At 61.3% G+C, this 14,762-nt stretch carries 11 protein-coding genes and 1 pseudogene; 7 read left to right on the plus strand and 5 right to left on the minus strand.

What is annotated here, in order from left to right:
• Nucleotides 1-95 precede the first annotated feature (95 nt).
• The 3 genes from grrM to V1277_RS24535 all read left to right on the plus strand — a co-directional run bounded on the left by grrM (nt 96) and on the right by V1277_RS24535 (nt 5,017).
• On the plus strand, nt 96-1,250 hold the full coding sequence (gene grrM / locus V1277_RS24525; protein WP_334418500.1) for a cyclophane-forming radical SAM/SPASM peptide maturase GrrM/OscB: 1,155 nt from the start codon (nt 96-98) through the stop codon (nt 1,248-1,250).
• A gap of 467 nt (nt 1,251-1,717) precedes the next feature.
• The gene (locus tag V1277_RS24530) at nt 1,718-3,469 is read left to right on the plus strand and encodes a hypothetical protein (protein WP_334418501.1); all 1,752 of its coding nucleotides are present in this window, start codon (nt 1,718-1,720) and stop codon (nt 3,467-3,469) included.
• A gap of 81 nt (nt 3,470-3,550) precedes the next feature.
• The gene (locus tag V1277_RS24535; protein ID WP_334418502.1) at nt 3,551-5,017 is read left to right on the plus strand and encodes a flavin-containing monooxygenase; all 1,467 of its coding nucleotides are present in this window, start codon (nt 3,551-3,553) and stop codon (nt 5,015-5,017) included.
• A gap of 1,217 nt (nt 5,018-6,234) precedes the next feature.
• Here the strand turns inward: V1277_RS24535 and V1277_RS24540 are convergent.
• The gene (locus V1277_RS24540) at nt 6,235-6,549 is read right to left on the minus strand and encodes an EthD family reductase (protein WP_334376505.1); all 315 of its coding nucleotides are present in this window, start codon (nt 6,547-6,549) and stop codon (nt 6,235-6,237) included.
• A gap of 103 nt (nt 6,550-6,652) precedes the next feature.
• A pseudogene (locus V1277_RS24545) lies at nt 6,653-6,745 on the minus strand (tautomerase family protein); the annotation flags it as partial.
• A 145-nt stretch (nt 6,746-6,890) separates the two neighbouring features.
• Between V1277_RS24545 and V1277_RS24550 the strand changes: the two are divergent.
• Nucleotides 6,891-7,157, plus strand: coding sequence for a hypothetical protein (locus tag V1277_RS24550; protein WP_334418503.1), 267 nt, complete (start codon nt 6,891-6,893; stop codon nt 7,155-7,157).
• A 56-nt stretch (nt 7,158-7,213) separates the two neighbouring features.
• Here the strand turns inward: V1277_RS24550 and V1277_RS24555 are convergent, their stop codons facing one another.
• A complete protein-coding gene (locus V1277_RS24555; RefSeq protein ID WP_334418504.1) occupies nt 7,214-8,836 on the minus strand; it encodes a GMC family oxidoreductase in 1,623 nt (540 codons plus the stop codon).
• Between the two features lie 173 nt (nt 8,837-9,009).
• On the opposite strand from V1277_RS24555, the gene V1277_RS24560 reads away from it, so the two are divergent.
• The gene (locus V1277_RS24560; protein ID WP_334376502.1) at nt 9,010-10,182 is read left to right on the plus strand and encodes a M20 aminoacylase family protein; all 1,173 of its coding nucleotides are present in this window, start codon (nt 9,010-9,012) and stop codon (nt 10,180-10,182) included.
• A gap of 143 nt (nt 10,183-10,325) precedes the next feature.
• On the opposite strand, the gene ppk2 is transcribed toward V1277_RS24560, so the two are convergent.
• Complete coding sequence (gene ppk2 / locus V1277_RS24565) at nt 10,326-11,252, minus strand: polyphosphate kinase 2 (protein ID WP_334418506.1); 927 nt, start codon at nt 11,250-11,252, stop codon at nt 10,326-10,328.
• Between the two features lie 409 nt (nt 11,253-11,661).
• On the opposite strand from ppk2, the gene V1277_RS24570 reads away from it, so the two are divergent.
• Nucleotides 11,662-12,132, plus strand: a complete 471-nt coding sequence (locus tag V1277_RS24570) for a VOC family protein (RefSeq protein WP_334376500.1) — start codon at nt 11,662-11,664, stop codon at nt 12,130-12,132.
• A gap of 208 nt (nt 12,133-12,340) precedes the next feature.
• On the opposite strand, the gene V1277_RS24575 is transcribed toward V1277_RS24570, so the two are convergent.
• Nucleotides 12,341-13,708, minus strand: a complete 1,368-nt coding sequence (locus V1277_RS24575; RefSeq protein ID WP_334418507.1) for a UdgX family uracil-DNA binding protein — start codon at nt 13,706-13,708, stop codon at nt 12,341-12,343.
• 208 nt (nt 13,709-13,916) lie between these two features.
• Between V1277_RS24575 and V1277_RS24580 the strand changes: the two genes are divergently transcribed.
• Nucleotides 13,917-14,747 carry an ImuA family protein gene (locus V1277_RS24580; protein WP_334418508.1) on the plus strand — a complete coding sequence of 277 codons (831 nt, stop codon included), beginning with the start codon at nt 13,917-13,919 and terminating at the stop codon, nt 14,745-14,747.
• Nucleotides 14,748-14,762 lie beyond the last annotated feature (15 nt).

Genomic DNA, 14,762 nt, shown 5'->3' on the forward strand with positions numbered 1-14,762 from the left:
GAACAGAGAGCAGCGCGGAGCCGAGCCGGATCCAATTGTCGCAGTGGGCCAATTTCTTCAACTGCTTCAGTGGGGTTTGGCGAAGGTGTTGAGCTATGTGGCGACCTGTCCTCATTGTGCTGCAACCGACGCCCTTCTGTAACATCAGTTGCGATTACTGCTATCTGCGCGGCCGGGACAATCGATCGGTCATGAGCGCCGGAGTGCTGAGCGCCATCCGCGACAAGGTCTTTCCGCGCATTTCTCCAGACGCCGCGCCTGCCATCATCTGGCATGCTGGTGAGCCGACGGTCGTTCCCGTCTCTTGGTACCGTCGGGCATACTCCGAACTGCGCCGGACCGCGCCCAGGGATGCGAGCTTCACGGTCCAGTCCAACGGAATTGCGCTGGGACGGGACTGGATAGCGTTCCTGAAGGAAACCGAGACCCAGATCGGGCTGTCGATAGATGGGCCGCAGGCGTTTCACGATTCGCGCAGGAAGACCAAGAGCGGCAAAGGGACCTGGTCGCTCGTCATGCAAACGCTGCGTGAGCTGCAGGCCGCGCGCATCAGTCCCAAAGTGGTCACCGTTCTCCATCCGCTTTCGTTGCAGGCGGTCGACGAATATTTCGAGTTCTATCGCGATAACGGCATTACCCACGTGTCCTTCTCGATCGACGAGGCAGAAGGCTGTCATGCCTCTAGTTCGTTCAACGGAAAGGATCGGAGGCAGGGGATCGCTGAATTCCTGCTTGGCTTGCTCAAGCGCGCCTATACCGAGCGGTATCCGCTTCACATCAAGGAGGTCGAACGGATGGCCAGCATCCTTGCCGGCGGAGAGCTGCATAACGAGCAGATCGATGCCTGGCAGGTGCTGGTCGTTGCGGCAAACGGCGATGTGACGACGTTCTCGCCGGAATTCATGGAAGTGCTTTCGCAGGCACATCGCAATTTCAATTTCGGAAACATTCAGACTGATGATTTCGACCGGATTTTCGCCAGCGCTCTCGTAGCCCACACTCAGGCGGAAATCCGCAAGGGTGTTGATCTCTGCCGGGCGCGCTGTCGATACTTTGCGGTTTGCGGCGGCGGTGCTCCCTCGAACAAGATGCAGGAAAATGGTTCGCTGGAGTCGGCCGAGACCGAGTTCTGCAGGTTGTCCGTGCAACCGGCGGCGGAGGCCTTCCGCAAATTTGTTCATTGGGCGCGGCAGAGGCCTGAGGACCAGTTTATTTCCAGTGCGAGATTTTTTGCAGAGCAGCACGCTTAGCCGAAAGTTATTTTCGATGGAGGGCTACGATGACGCAATGCCCCGCTTTTCTTTCCACCTTGTGCGAGTGGACGCAGTATGTCCCTCTCGTTCAGCAGATCACCGGACCGCAGATTGCGTCGTTCCTGTTTGGCGTCCTCGTGGTGGTTGTTTTCTCGACTGATCACTACAAGGTGCCCACTTACGCCAAGACGACAATCGGCGAATTCATCGAGCTTGCTCCGGAGTCGTTGACCTCTCATTCGAGATACATGAAGGGTTTGGGAATCTATATTGCTCTGATGCTGGGCTTCTATTTCATTCTTTTGGCGATCGGCCCGACCGCGATTGCGCCGATCCTGTCCTTCCTTCCCGGCAGTTCGGACAGCAAGATCGATAATTCGGTTTGGCCGCTTGCGGCGACCTCCATCATCACCTTGATCGGAAGCCGGGACGACAACAAATATCTCGGCCGGATGGAAGGGTGGTTGCGGTCGATCGCCCATGAAGCAGCCTATATTCCCTATGCCGTCACCAACCTCTCGGTCGCGCTCGACGGGAGCTTTCCTCTTGCGGATGAAGAGCTGCGGGCTGCTGGGGAGTTCTCCCCGGCAACGCTGAGCCTGGTGCAAGACAATCAGGAGGGCTCCAGGCAGAACTGGATTCGCGCCAAGTTTCTCTATTCGCGGCTGGAATTGCTGCGGGATCGCGATGATCAGTTCAAACCGGTGATGAGGCAACCGGAGAACGAGCGCGCGTTTGGCTTCGTGCGCGACCAGCGTGACGCGCTGGCCAAGGAACTGGATCGTGGCGACCCCGATGAAGGCACGGCCCGGAAGATCGACGCGTTCAAGAATGCGCTCGCGGTATTCCTCGCATCGATCCTGTGGCGTGCGTGCGAAAACGAAACGGCCGTCAATGCCAAGCTGAGCTCGCTCAAACTCAATGTCAGCACACCCGCGCCACGGTCGTCCGCAACATTCATGTTTCAGCTGATGTTCTATCTCGGAGCAACGGCGTCGGTCTTCCTCGTCGCGCTGAAAATCCGGTCGATGCAGTTTCATGATGAGTCGATCGAGCAGAAATGGCACCTCACGCTGGCCTTCCTCGTATTTCTGCTCACGGCGTTTTTCGTTACCCGCTGGCGCGAGAAGCAGCTCGCGAGCGGCGACTGGAAATACAGTTCGGATGTCATCATCCGCTGCACGATTGTTACCACGATCGTCGTTACAATTGTTTCGTCGCTTGTGGCATTCGCTATTCACCAGGGCGGAAGCGGGCGGTTCTATGCGATGCTTCTGATGGCGTTCGGCATGGCGCTTCCGTCGACCCTGCTGTTTCAACTGTTGATGCGCTGGGCTGCGACTTCGACGCCGACGAGGGAGGCGGTCGCCGCGAGGGTGGGGTACCGGACAAATCCATCCGAACTGTTCAGGACAGCGCTCTATGCCGGCGGGATCTATTCGGCCATCGCTTTCGTTTTTGCATTCGTGCTGTACTGGCCGTCGGATTACACCATCGTGAACAGCACGCCGCTGCAATACGTCGAATCTGCCATCACCAGCCTCAACAATATCAGCGCCTCGAGTGCAGCAAACAGGGAGGACGATAACTGGTTCCATAAGTCCGCCTCGCAAACGGCCATTCATAATCTGGACGCTAAGTTGCACGAGGTGAAATCGAATATCGTCAACCGCACCTACCAGCCAGAAACGCTGGCTGCGATCGTGGCGGAGTGCGACAGCATGGGCGACTTGGGAGGCGGCCAACGCCTCTTCAAGCCTGGCTGCGAACTCGGCGAATATTTGAAGACCATACCGTTCAAGGGCGATGTGCTGCCAAACCTGTATAACCTGCAGGGGCAGATCAAGAATCTGAAGCCGACATTCGCTGCTCTGCAGAACTACGTGACCCTCGTTAATGCGGTTCATCGGCAATGGCCGAACGCGCTGTTGGCGAGCTTGATGTGGGCAGCGATGGCTGGCGTCTTTGCCGTCTCGGTGTTGCTCTATAGGCGGCAGGAATTGTGGGACAGCTTGACGCTGAGAAAGCTGCCGGACTACGTGCCGAAAGAGCAGCAGGAAAGGGAAGCTTGGCTGCGCGAACCGCTTTACGATCTGGCGAAGCTTTCCCCGCTCGAAGCATTGCGATATCCAACATTCCGTGCACGGCTGGCGGATAATATGAACGCGCAGCCGAGCAGCCAACCGATCGTGCCACACTTGCGGACTGTCGCCTGATCTCGATACACGACGAATCGTGGAAGTCGGAGACGCTGGTTTGTCGGTTGATTTTTCCATGGTTCGGGCGTTAATCGGGTCATGGAAACGCACAACGAACATTTCGACGTCCTGATTGTCGGTGCCGGCCTTTCCGGCATCGGCGCGGGGTATCACCTGCGGGAGAAGTGCCCGGGCAAGAGCTACGTGATCCTGGAGGGGCGCGACTGCATCGGCGGCACCTGGGATCTCTTCCGCTATCCCGGCATCCGCTCCGACTCGGACATGTACACGCTCGGCTATTCGTTCCGGCCGTGGACCGAGCCGAAGGCGATTGCCGACGGGCCGCGGATTCTGAACTACGTTCGCCAGACCGCTGCCGACAACGGCATCGACAAGCACGTCCGCTTCCAGCACCGCGTCAAACGCGCCTCGTGGTCGTCGCCAGATTCGCGCTGGACGGTGGAGGCCGAACGCAACGTTGGCGAGGGCGCGGCGGAGACCGTGCGCTTCACCTGCAGTTTCCTGTTCATGTGCTCGGGCTATTACAAATACGAGGAAGGCTACACGCCGGAGTTTTCGGGCACGGCGGATTTCGCCGGCCAGATCGTGCATCCGCAGAAATGGCCCAAGGATCTTGATTACGCCGGCAAACGCGTGATCGTGATCGGCTCGGGCGCGACCGCCGTGACGCTGGTGCCGGAGATGGCCAAGACCGCTGCGCACGTCACGATGCTGCAGCGTTCGCCGACCTACGTGGTAGCGCGGCCGGCCGAAGATGCGCTCGCCAACAAGCTGCGCCAGAAGCTCTCCGCCAAGCTCGCCTATCACCTGATCCGCTGGCGCAACGTGCTGTTCGGCATGTATTTCTTTCAGCTCTGCCGCCGCAAGCCCGAGCGCGCCAAGCAGTTGATCCTCGGCGGCGTCAAGATGGCGCTGGGGCCGGAATACGATGTCGGAAAGCACTTTACGCCGCGCTACAATCCGTGGGAGCAGCGGCTCTGCCTGGTGCCGGACGGCGATCTGTTCAAGTCGATCCGCGACAAGCGCGCCTCCGTCGTCACCAACGAGATCGACACTTTTACCAGGAGCGGCATCAAGCTGAAGGACGGCAGCGAGCTTGAGGCCGATATCATTGTCACCGCGACCGGGCTGGTTCTGCAGGTGCTCGGCGGGCTCGAAGTCAGCGTCGACGGCCGCACGGTCGATTTCGCGCGAACGTTGAACTACAAGGGCATGATGTATTCGGACATTCCGAATCTGGCCGCGGCGTTCGGCTACACCAACGCGTCGTGGACGTTGAAATGCGATCTGACCTGCGAATATGTCTGCCGGCTCATCAACTACATGGACCGCAACGGCTACAAGCAGTGCATGCCGCATAATGTCGATCCGTCGGTCACCGAACTGCCGTCGCTGGATTTCTCGTCCGGCTATGTGCAGCGCTCGATCGCCAAATTGCCCAAGCAGGGCTCGAAGCGGCCGTGGCGGCTGTACCAGAACTACGCGCTCGACATCGTCACGCTCCGCTACGGCAAGGTCGATGATGGCGTGATGCAGTATTCGTGAGCGAAGCACCTTGCGAGGGTGCGTCCGGCCATCCGATGCGTCGTTTCGCGTATGCGTAGATGGCTTCGAATCGTCCAACATGTCCTCACGGTTAACGCCGGATTAACCGGCGTGTCGCACGCTGCGTAGCTTGCGGCCCCTGACAGCACGAGGAAGCCCATGGACCCCCCAACGAATTGCCGTCGACGCCATCGTGGCGCTGACCGATTGCGACCGTGAGGCCGCAGCCGCCTTCATCCGCAAGTTCTATCTCGCCGGCGTCCGCGACCCGAAGCGGTTGACCTTCAAGGGACTGCAGGCGCTGCGGGGCTGAGGGCAGGGCTCTCTCCTCCGTCGTCCCTGCCTCCGTGCGCAATCGCGCACTCGGCGCAGGGACCCATAACCACCGATACTCGTTGTTGACGCAAAGCCATCGACCATTCTTCCAAGACAACATCCGCCGCGGCGTATGGGTCCCGGATCGCGCTTCGCTTGTCCGGGACGACGCGGATGGATGTAATTCAATTCTCAAGAGCCAACCGTTCGCGATCTCGCGGCGCTGATCGCCCGAGGTTTGCATCTTCTTTTGGCCCTCCATCGAAACAGAGAGGGCGCAGGGAAGACCGGGTGCTGGCTGCACCCGCGGTCTCGTGTGCAAGTGCGCAAAGCAAAAACGCACACGAGCATACAGGTACAGCGGGAGCATCCCGGCCTTCCCTGCGCAATGGCTTTACGGCTTACTTCGTGCTCTTCCCGGAGAACGGCTCTTTTGCCTCCGTCGCCGACGAGATAATTCCCGCCAACTTAACGCCAGCACCGCGGCGCCCGAACCACACGACTTCGCCGTACGCTTCCTGCGCGTACGTCTAGCGCGCATTCAGCGTCCATCGCATCTCACCGCACGGTCGTGACGATCGCGAGCGCCCCTCCATCGGGTGAGACGGGCGGAGTTATGCCGCTGATTTGCTCTCGAAGTTAAGCGAAATATTTCTGATTCCCGGACTTGACACGATTTCTGAAAATCAGAAGTGATTTGCCCGTCGTGTTGATTTGCCGCAGCAGTGCATCGAGATTGTGCTTGCGCGCAAGGCAAATCAGTCGGCGGTCTCGTAGGGTGGGCAAAGCGACAGCGTGCCCACCATCACAAAACATGCTCGATGATAGATGGTGGGCACGGCGCTTCACGCCTTTGCCCACCCTACTTCATTGCTACATCATTGCGAGCCGCGGCTGCGCCATCAGCCTACGACGACTTCACTGATCTGGATCACCGGAGCCTGGTCGGTATAGTTCGGGATGTCAGCCATGATCTCCTTGGCATGCGGCCCGAAGCCGGTCTGGAACGCCTCGATCGAGTCGCAGAAGATGTGGCACATGCCGACATAAGTGGCGGGAGCGCCGGGCGCGCCGCCAGCCAGGCCCTTGTCGACCGTGTAGGACTTGCAGGCGTCACCCATGCGCGCTTTCACGAGCGGCATATGCTTGTCGCGGTAGTAGTCGTGATCGAAGCGCCCGCCGGGCGTATTGGGATACATTACGCTGACCTTGATCATGGACGTGCCCTCCGATTCTCGCGTTCGCCGTTATTCTCCGGCAATGCCCGAAATCTGTGTCAGTTTTGCGGATCTTGCAACAGGAAGGCGGTGGGCCTTCATCTCATCCTGCCGCCGCGGCACGTCTCCGCCGATCTTCCAGAGCGGGCAGGCCGCCCCAACCCCAATTGTCGGTGTCGACTTCCTCGATGATGATGGCGGGATACCGCGCGTTCACGCCATCGCGCGCTTTCAAGCACGGCTTTTCAAATCGCGGTGAGAGCCGTCGCACGGCTATCCGCTTTTGCGGTGCGATACCCAATTGGATGGAGTGATTTCACGATAAAAAGAGGATGTCACCAATGACCAAGTCTATCCCAACACTCGCCGCCGCGTTTCTGATGACCGCGATCGCAACGCCCGTGTTCGCGCAACCCGCGATCCAGGAGCCCGGTGCTTATTCATTCTATCATCCCAATGCCGATGTGCTCGGCGGCCGGCCGGCATACCGGTCGTTCGATCAATCGAACGCCTATTACAATTCCAATGCGTATTACAACGAGGCTGCGCCCGCGCCGCGACTGCGGCAGAGGCCGGTCACGCCGAGGAATCATCGCAGGGCGCAGTAGCGTGAGCATGTAGCCTGGATGATCCGTTAGGCCATCTGCGCTGCTTCGTTACGCAGCTATTTGCGCCCATCCTCCAGTATCATTGTCGCGCCTTTCTCCGCGATCATCGCTGTCGGCGTGTTGGTGTTGCCCGACGTGATCGTCGGCATCACCGACGCGTCGGCGACGCGCAAGCTCGCGATGTCGTAGAGCCGCAGCCGCTCGTCCACCACGGCCATCGGATCGTTGGCCGTGCCCATCTTCGCGGTGCCGACGGGATGGAAGATCGTTGTGCCGATATCGCCGGCGGCCTTTGCCAATGATTCGTCGTCGTCGCCGACGCTGGGACCGGGCAGGTACTCCTGCGGGTGATAGCGTTCGAGCCGTTTCTGCTTCATCAGCCGCCGCGTGGTCCTGATGGCGTCGGCCGCGACCTGGCGGTCGTCGTCGGTTGAGAGATAGTTCGGCGCGATCGACGGCGCTTCGTCGGGCTTTGCCGAGCGGATGCGCACGGTGCCGCGCGAGGTCGGCTGCAGATTGCAAGCGCTCACGGTAATCGCGGGGAAGCGGTGCAGGGGATCGCCGAACTTGTCGAGCGACAATGGCTGCACGTGGAACTGGATATTGGCGCGCGCGCGGCGTGGATCTGAGCGCGTGAAGATGCCGAGCTGCGAGGGCGCCATCGTCAGCGGCCCGCGGCGGCGGAAGGCATAGTCGAGCCCCATCATCCCGCGCCGGACCAGCGACCAGTAGGTCTCGTTCAGCGTGCGCACGCCCTCGACCTTGTAGATCGCGCGCTGCTGCAGATGGTCCTGCAGATTGCGCCCCACACCCGGTCTGTCGAGCACCACATCGATGCCGAGCGGTGACAGCCAGTCGGCCGGACCGATGCCGGAGCGGTGCAGCACCTGCGTCGAGCCGATCGATCCCGCGCACAACACGACCTCGCCTTTGGTGCGGGCCTCGACCACCTCGTTATTCTGGATGAAACGCACGCCGACGGCGCGGCCGTTCTCGATGATGAGCCGGTCGACCAGCACGTGCTTTTCCAGCCGCAGATTGGCGCGGTTCAGCACCGGCTTGAGAAAACCGCGCGCGGACGACCAGCGCCGGCCGCGCTTCTGGTTGACGTGGAAATAGCCGACGCCTTCATTGTCGCCGGTGTTGAAATCCGCAATGCGCTTGATGCCCATTTCCTGGGCGGCGTCGCCGACCGCGTCGAGAACCTCCCACGACAGCCGCGGCGCCTCGATGCGCCAGCCGCCGCCAATGCCGTGATGTTCGCTTTCACCGAGGAAATGATCCTCCAGCCGCTTGAACAGCGGCTTGACGTCGTCATAGCCCCAGCCGGTGAGGCCGAGCTGGCGCCAGTGATCGTAATCGGCTGATTGGCCCCGCATCGAGATCATCGCATTGATGGCGGAGCAACCGCCGATCACCTTGCCGCGCGGATAGGCAAGGGAGCGGCCGTTCAGGCCGGGCTCCGGCTCGGTTTTGAACATCCAGTCCGAGCGGGGATTGCCGATCGCAAAGAGGTAGCCGACGGGGATGTGAAACCAGATCCAGTTGTCGTTGCCGCCGGCCTCCAGGATCAGCACGCGGTTTTTGGGATCGGCCGACAGCCGGTTGGCCATGATGCAGCCGGCGGTGCCCGCGCCCACCACGATATAATCGAAATCGCCTTCAAGCCTTTTCGGCATGCTCAGTTTCCGCCCATCACGCGCCCCTTGTGCCTAATAGTCAGACGTGGATGGCTCGTACAAGTCCCGGCCATGACGTCCGGGAATGGGCGGCGTCTCCAGGCTCTGTTGGGTGGACCGCCGCTTGCATGCTACAGAGGTCTAACGTTCCAACCTGAGGTTCGAGAATTCCCATGCCCATCGTCAACCGCGTCGCCGATCTGCAACCCGATATCCAGGCCTGGCGCCGCGTTATCCATCAAAATCCCGAGTTGCTGTACGACGTGCACCGCACTGCAGCATTCGTGGCCGATCGGCTGCGCGAATTCGGCTGCGACGAGGTCGCCACCGGCCTTGGCCGTACCGGCGTTGTCGGCGTCATCAAGGGCAAGCAGCCCGGCAACGGCGAGATCAAGGTGATCGGGCTTCGCGCCGACATGGACGCGCTGCCGATCGAAGAGGCGACCAACCTTCCTCATGCTTCCAAGACGCCGGGCCTGATGCACGCCTGCGGCCATGACGGCCACACCGCGATGCTTTTGGGTGCAGCGCGGTACCTCGCCGAAACCAGGAATTTTGCCGGCGATGCGGTCGTGATTTTCCAGCCGGCCGAGGAGGGCGGCGCGGGCGCCGCCGCCATGATCCAGGACGGGCTGATGGACCGGTTCGGGATCGAGCAGGTCTACGGCATGCATAACGGTCCGGGCATTCCGGTCGGCTCCTTCGCCATCCGCTCCGGCCCGGTGATGGCGGCAACCGACTCGATCGACATCAAGATCGAGGGGCTCGGCGGGCACGCCGCGCGCCCCAACAAATGCATCGATTCCGTCTTCGTCGGCTCACAGCTCATTACCGCCCTGCAGTCGATCGTCTCGCGGACCATTGATCCGCTGGAGTCGGCGGTGATCTCGATCTGCGAGTTCCACGCCGGCAACGCCCGCAATGTGATCCCGCACACCGCGGAACTCCGGGGCACCGTGCGGACGCTGACGCCGGAAGTGCGCGAAACGGTCGAGAAGCGGGTGCGCGAGGTGTGTGAAGGCGTAGCCAGGATGACCGGGGCCAAGATCGACCTCACTTACGAGCGCGGCTATCCCGTGACCAAGAACCACGCCGAGCAGACCGAGTTCGCCACGCAAGTGGCCAAGGAGGTGGCCGGTGCCCAGAACGTCCACGAGATGCCGCCGCTGATGGGCGCGGAAGATTTTTCCTACATGCTGGAGGCGCGGCCGGGCGCGTTCATCTTCTGCGGTAATGGCGACAGCGCGGGGCTTCATCACCCAGCCTATGATTTCAACGACGAGGCGATCGTGTACGGCACCTCGTACTGGATCAAGCTGGTCGAGAACAAGCTGGCGGCGTCGTAAGGGCGTGCGTCACTTCAATTTCGATCGCACTTGAAGTGCGAGGTCACATCAAGGAAGGCCCGTATCTCCAGTGCGGGCCTTCTTTATTTTTGTTCGGGATGCCGCCGGATGGGCGGAACATATACTGAAATACGGCGCGGCGCTCAATAGCGCGACGGTACGTACATTTCGGGTGGAATCGGTCCGCGGCTATATTCCGGATTGCGAACCCGCGGCGGCAGCACCACCGGCTCGCGCTTGATTTCCTGGTAGGGAAATTGCTCGAGCAGATGCGCGATGCAGTTCAGTCGTGCCTTCTTCTTGTCATCGGCTTCGACGAGGTACCAGGGAGCTTCCGGAATGTGGGTACGCTCCAGCATCGCTTCCTTGGCCTTGGTGTATTGCTCCCAGCGGCTGCGCGATTCCACATCCATCGGGCTGAGCTTCCACTGCTTGAGTGGATCATGGATCCGCATCATGAAGCGCAAATACTGCTCTTCGTCGGTGATGGAAAACCAGTACTTGATGAGGGTGATGCCGGAGCGCACGAGCATACGCTCGAATTCCGGCACCGACCGGAAGAATTCTTCGACGTCATCTTCGGTGCAGAAGCCCATCACGCGCTCGACGCCGGCGCGGTTGTACCAGCTACGGTCGAACAGCACGATCTCACCGCCGGCCGGCAAATGCGAAACGTAACGCTGGAAGTACCACTGGGTGCGCTCACGCTCGTTCGGCGCCGGCAGCGCGGCGACGCGGCAGACCCGCGGATTGAGCCTCTGGGTGATGCGCTTGATGACGCCGCCCTTGCCGGCGGAATCGCGCCCCTCGAAAATCACCACCACCTTGAGTTGGTGGTGCTGCACCCAGGTCTGCAATTTTACCAGTTCACCCTGCAGACGGAATAATTCCTTGAAGTACACGCGCCGATCGATCGTCTCTTCTGCCGTATGGTCGGCAAATTCATTGGTCAGCGCATCGAGGCGATCGTCATCGATCTCAAGTTCCAGTTCCTCATCGAAACTGTCCAGCATTTCCTCCCGAATCGGGTCGTGGATCAGCTTGGTGCCCTTCGGGGGCTTCTTGGTCATGGCGGGCTCCGGCTGCAGAGCTGTTGGGTTCGCGTGACGTGTGAACGTCGATGCCCTGCCGTATCATCCGTCAGGTACTTTGCTGAAAGCAGGAGGCCGCAGTTTGGTTCCGGTCTCCCGCTATCCGTCGGGGGGCCTGCCCCGACCGCATCGCCGATGGCGTCAGAACAGGTTCGAGAGCAGTACGTGGAGGCTCGCCGACAGGCAGATCGCGGCCGGCAGGGTAGCACCCAGTTGGGCTATCCCGGGCCGCGTACGGCCAGGGATGCGCGCTGTCCAGGCCACAGGTGGTTCAAGGAAATTCCACAATATTTTTGATCGCCCCTGTCGGAACGCCGCCTCCTCCATCCGTCCTTGTCACAGGAGCGGCCGTGCGCCGGGTACTAGCTGATGGAGAAAGGCAGCGTCGATGAAGGTCACACAGCATCTCTGGTTCGAGAAGGACATGGAAGCCGCGATCGGCTTCTACACCTCGCTGATCCGCGGCTCGTCAGTCCAGCGGGTCTCGTCGCTGTCTGCCGAGAGCCCGAGCGGCCCGCCCGGCAGCGTCAAGATCGCGGCCTTTACCCTGGGCGACCAGCGCTACATGGCGATCGAGGCGGGGCCCCTCGACCCGTTCAACCACAGTTTTTCGATTATGGTCGAATGCGACACGCAGGCCGAGATCGACCGCTTGTGGGACGCCCTGAGGGAAGGCGGCAAGATCGAGCAATGCGGCTGGCTGCAGGACCGCTGGGGCCTCTCCTGGCAGATCGCGCCCAAACGGCTCGGCGAATTGATGAACGATCCCGATCCCGCAAAAGCCAAGCGCGTTGCCGAGGCAATGCTGAAGATGGTCAAGTTCGATATTGCAGAACTGGAGGCCGTGGCGAGAGGCTAGCAAGTGGGTCGCGCGCTGCACGGCGCCGGGGCTGGAGGTAGGGAACCGCGCAGCGCGTCGACCATGTGGGAGCATCATAGCGTGAGCAGACGTCCCACATTCCCTTGAGAATGCGATTGTGTCACCTATCAATTAATAGTTGCAGGCGGGATTGTCAATTTTTCCCGTTATATTTCACCAGAAATTGCGGCTATCGGATTGGCGGAATTCAGGCCGCATGTGCCGATTTTCGCAGCACGTCGGCGGCGATTTTGAGGTCGTGGACGAAGCGCCGGTATTCGCGCGCCTTGGCATCAGCGTCCGGCAATCGCAGCAGATAGGACGGGTGCACCGTCACCAGCGCCCGGGTGCCGTCGTCGAGGTCGATCGCGCGGCCGCGGTTCTTGTTGATCGGCGTAATTTTCCCGAACACGCTTTGCGCTGCGGTTGCGCCCATCGCCACCACCAGGTCGGGCTTGATCGCGGCCAGCTCGCGCTCGTACCACTGCCGGCAGGCCTTGATCTCCGGGGTGTTCGGCTTCTGGTGCAGGCGGATCTTTCCGCGCGGCACGAACTTGAAATGCTTCACCGCATTGGTGACGTAGACCGTGCGGCGGTCGATGCCGGCTTCTTCCAGCGCGCGGTCGAGCATTTGCCCCGCGGGCCCGACGAACGGCTTTCCGGCGAGGTCTTCCTTGTCGCCGGGCTGCTCGCCGACCAGCATGATCCGCGCGGTTTGCCGGCCTTCGCCGAACACGGTCTGGGTGGCATTCTTGTAGAGATGACAGGCGCGGCAATCGGCGGCTTCTTCGCGCAGCGTCTCGAGATCATCGGCGTGTTTGCGGGGCATATCGCTTGCCTTGTCGCTTGCCAGGGGTTTAATCGATGAAGCCTCCGGCAGGTTCCGCCCGTAATTCCGGGACATCTCCTTTTGCATGGTCTGCACTTTCAGACGGGCGGGATTGAAAATGCTGGCGTAGTAGCGTCGCCAGGTTTCCTCCAGCCGGTCCGCGCTAGGGGCTTCGCTTCTGCTGACGCCCGGCGTGAACGAGATGACGTGGCCGTCCCAATGCGCGCAGAGATCAGGCGTCAGGATCGACCAGGGCATGTCGGCGAAACGGCGCGCGAAGAACGGGGCGGCCAGTTCGACGATGTGATGCTCCGGCTCGAACCAGGCGACGAAGTGCGATTTCTGCTCGCGGCCTATTTCGCGGAAGCGGACAAGGACATGCATCCTGTGCTCGTCGCCGCGCACGGCCTTGGCCATCGCGGTGATCTCAGCCACGTCAGGATCGGTCGCGAGTTCAAGCAGATCGTGATGCGTCCGCAACCGCCACAGCAGGCGATAGAGCAGGGCGAGGCGCTCGGGGCTGCGGTGCAGGATCGCAACCTCCGCCAGTTCGACGAATCTGGCCGGCACGTTGAAGGTGCCCTGTGGCGGGTCGAGCGGCGGCGCGGTCGGCGCGAATAGTTCGGGCGCATCATCAGCCACGCGCCAGCTCACGTCGGACGGTTTCACGTCATTCAGCGCCAGCGCGCGGGCCGCTTTACGCCAGCCGTCGAAATCAGTTTCGCTATCGAGGGTGATGTGGTGCATGTGCTTACTCCACACTCTCCGCCGGCATCCCCGTTGTCGTAGAGGCCACGAATCCCTTTGATTCCGCTCATGAATCGCCAAAGCGTCGATCTCGATTGACTCTGCCGGCGCTGTTAGCTTTATATTAGAACATATCATGAACAAATGAACCAGCCGCGCGTTCACTCGGGAAGAAGCGGTAAAGGCCAATTTTCTGAAGGAACGGCGGATGAGCACCGCACGCACAAGCACGCTTGCGAGTTTGCGCGGAAGCATCGAGCGCCTGGAGGCGCATGGCGATGCGCATGACCTCAACAAGATTACGCTTGGCCATAAGGCGGCGGATGCTGTGCTGCACGGCGGGCTTGCGCTCGCGGCGGTGCATGAAGTGTTCGCCGAGGGACACCAGAGCGCGACCGCAACCGGCTTCATCGCAGGGCTGGCGGGAAGGGTGTCGCCGCGCCGGCCGCTGGTCTGGGTACGGCAGGATTTTTCGGAAATTGAATCGGGCGCGCTGTCGATGAGCGGGCTCGCCGAACTCGGGCTCGATCCGCGATTGCTCGTCACCGTGCGCGCGACTGACACCGACGCCGCGCTACGGACCGCCGCCGATGCGCTGGCCTGCGATGCGCTCGGCGCCGTCGTGCTGGAAGTCTGGGGGCAGGCGCGTCAGCTCGATCTCGTCGCCAGCCGCAAGCTTACGCTGGCCGCAGCAGCCTCCGGCGTCACCGCATTGCTGCTGCGGGTAGCGGCGGAGCCGCGCCCCTCGACCGCGGAGACAAGATGGATCGTGCGCGCGGCGCATTCGCCGCCGGGCGCGCCTTTAATGCCTGCGGCGCCTCCAAAGCCTGCGGCGCCTTGGAGCGCCTGGGGCGCGCCGGTGTTCGACGCGCAGCTCGTTCGTAACCGTCATGGCCCGGTCGGCCGCTGGATCATGGAATGGAATTGTGATGAGTGCCTATTCAGTGAACCGTCGGCGTATCCTCAGCCTCTGGCTGCCACGCCTGCCCATCGACCGCATCAAGCGCAAGCTTTCGCCGGCCAGCGCCGCGCAAGCTGAAAATTGCCAAGCGGT

It is taken from the genome of Bradyrhizobium sp. AZCC 1588, assembly GCF_036924735.1.
Taxonomy (GTDB): domain Bacteria; phylum Pseudomonadota; class Alphaproteobacteria; order Rhizobiales; family Xanthobacteraceae; genus Bradyrhizobium.

Bases quoted from the DNA above. Each gene is read 5' to 3' on its own strand.
- V1277_RS24575 (WP_334418507.1), bottom strand. From the start codon at position 13,708: ATGCACCACATCACCCTCGATAGCGAAACTGATTTCGACGGCTGGCGT.
- V1277_RS24580 (WP_334418508.1), top strand. From the start codon at position 13,917: ATGAGCACCGCACGCACAAGCACGCTTGCGAGTTTGCGCGGAAGCATC.
- V1277_RS24560 (WP_334376502.1), top strand. From the start codon at position 9,010: ATGCCCATCGTCAACCGCGTCGCCGATCTGCAACCCGATATCCAGGCC.
- V1277_RS24555 (WP_334418504.1), bottom strand. From the start codon at position 8,836: ATGCCGAAAAGGCTTGAAGGCGATTTCGATTATATCGTGGTGGGCGCG.
- V1277_RS24540 (WP_334376505.1), bottom strand. From the start codon at position 6,549: ATGATCAAGGTCAGCGTAATGTATCCCAATACGCCCGGCGGGCGCTTC.
- V1277_RS24570 (WP_334376500.1), top strand. From the start codon at position 11,662: ATGAAGGTCACACAGCATCTCTGGTTCGAGAAGGACATGGAAGCCGCG.
- V1277_RS24535 (WP_334418502.1), top strand. From the start codon at position 3,551: ATGGAAACGCACAACGAACATTTCGACGTCCTGATTGTCGGTGCCGGC.
- V1277_RS24550 (WP_334418503.1), top strand. From the start codon at position 6,891: ATGACCAAGTCTATCCCAACACTCGCCGCCGCGTTTCTGATGACCGCG.
- ppk2 (WP_334418506.1), bottom strand. From the start codon at position 11,252: ATGACCAAGAAGCCCCCGAAGGGCACCAAGCTGATCCACGACCCGATT.
- grrM (WP_334418500.1), top strand. From the start codon at position 96: ATGTGGCGACCTGTCCTCATTGTGCTGCAACCGACGCCCTTCTGTAAC.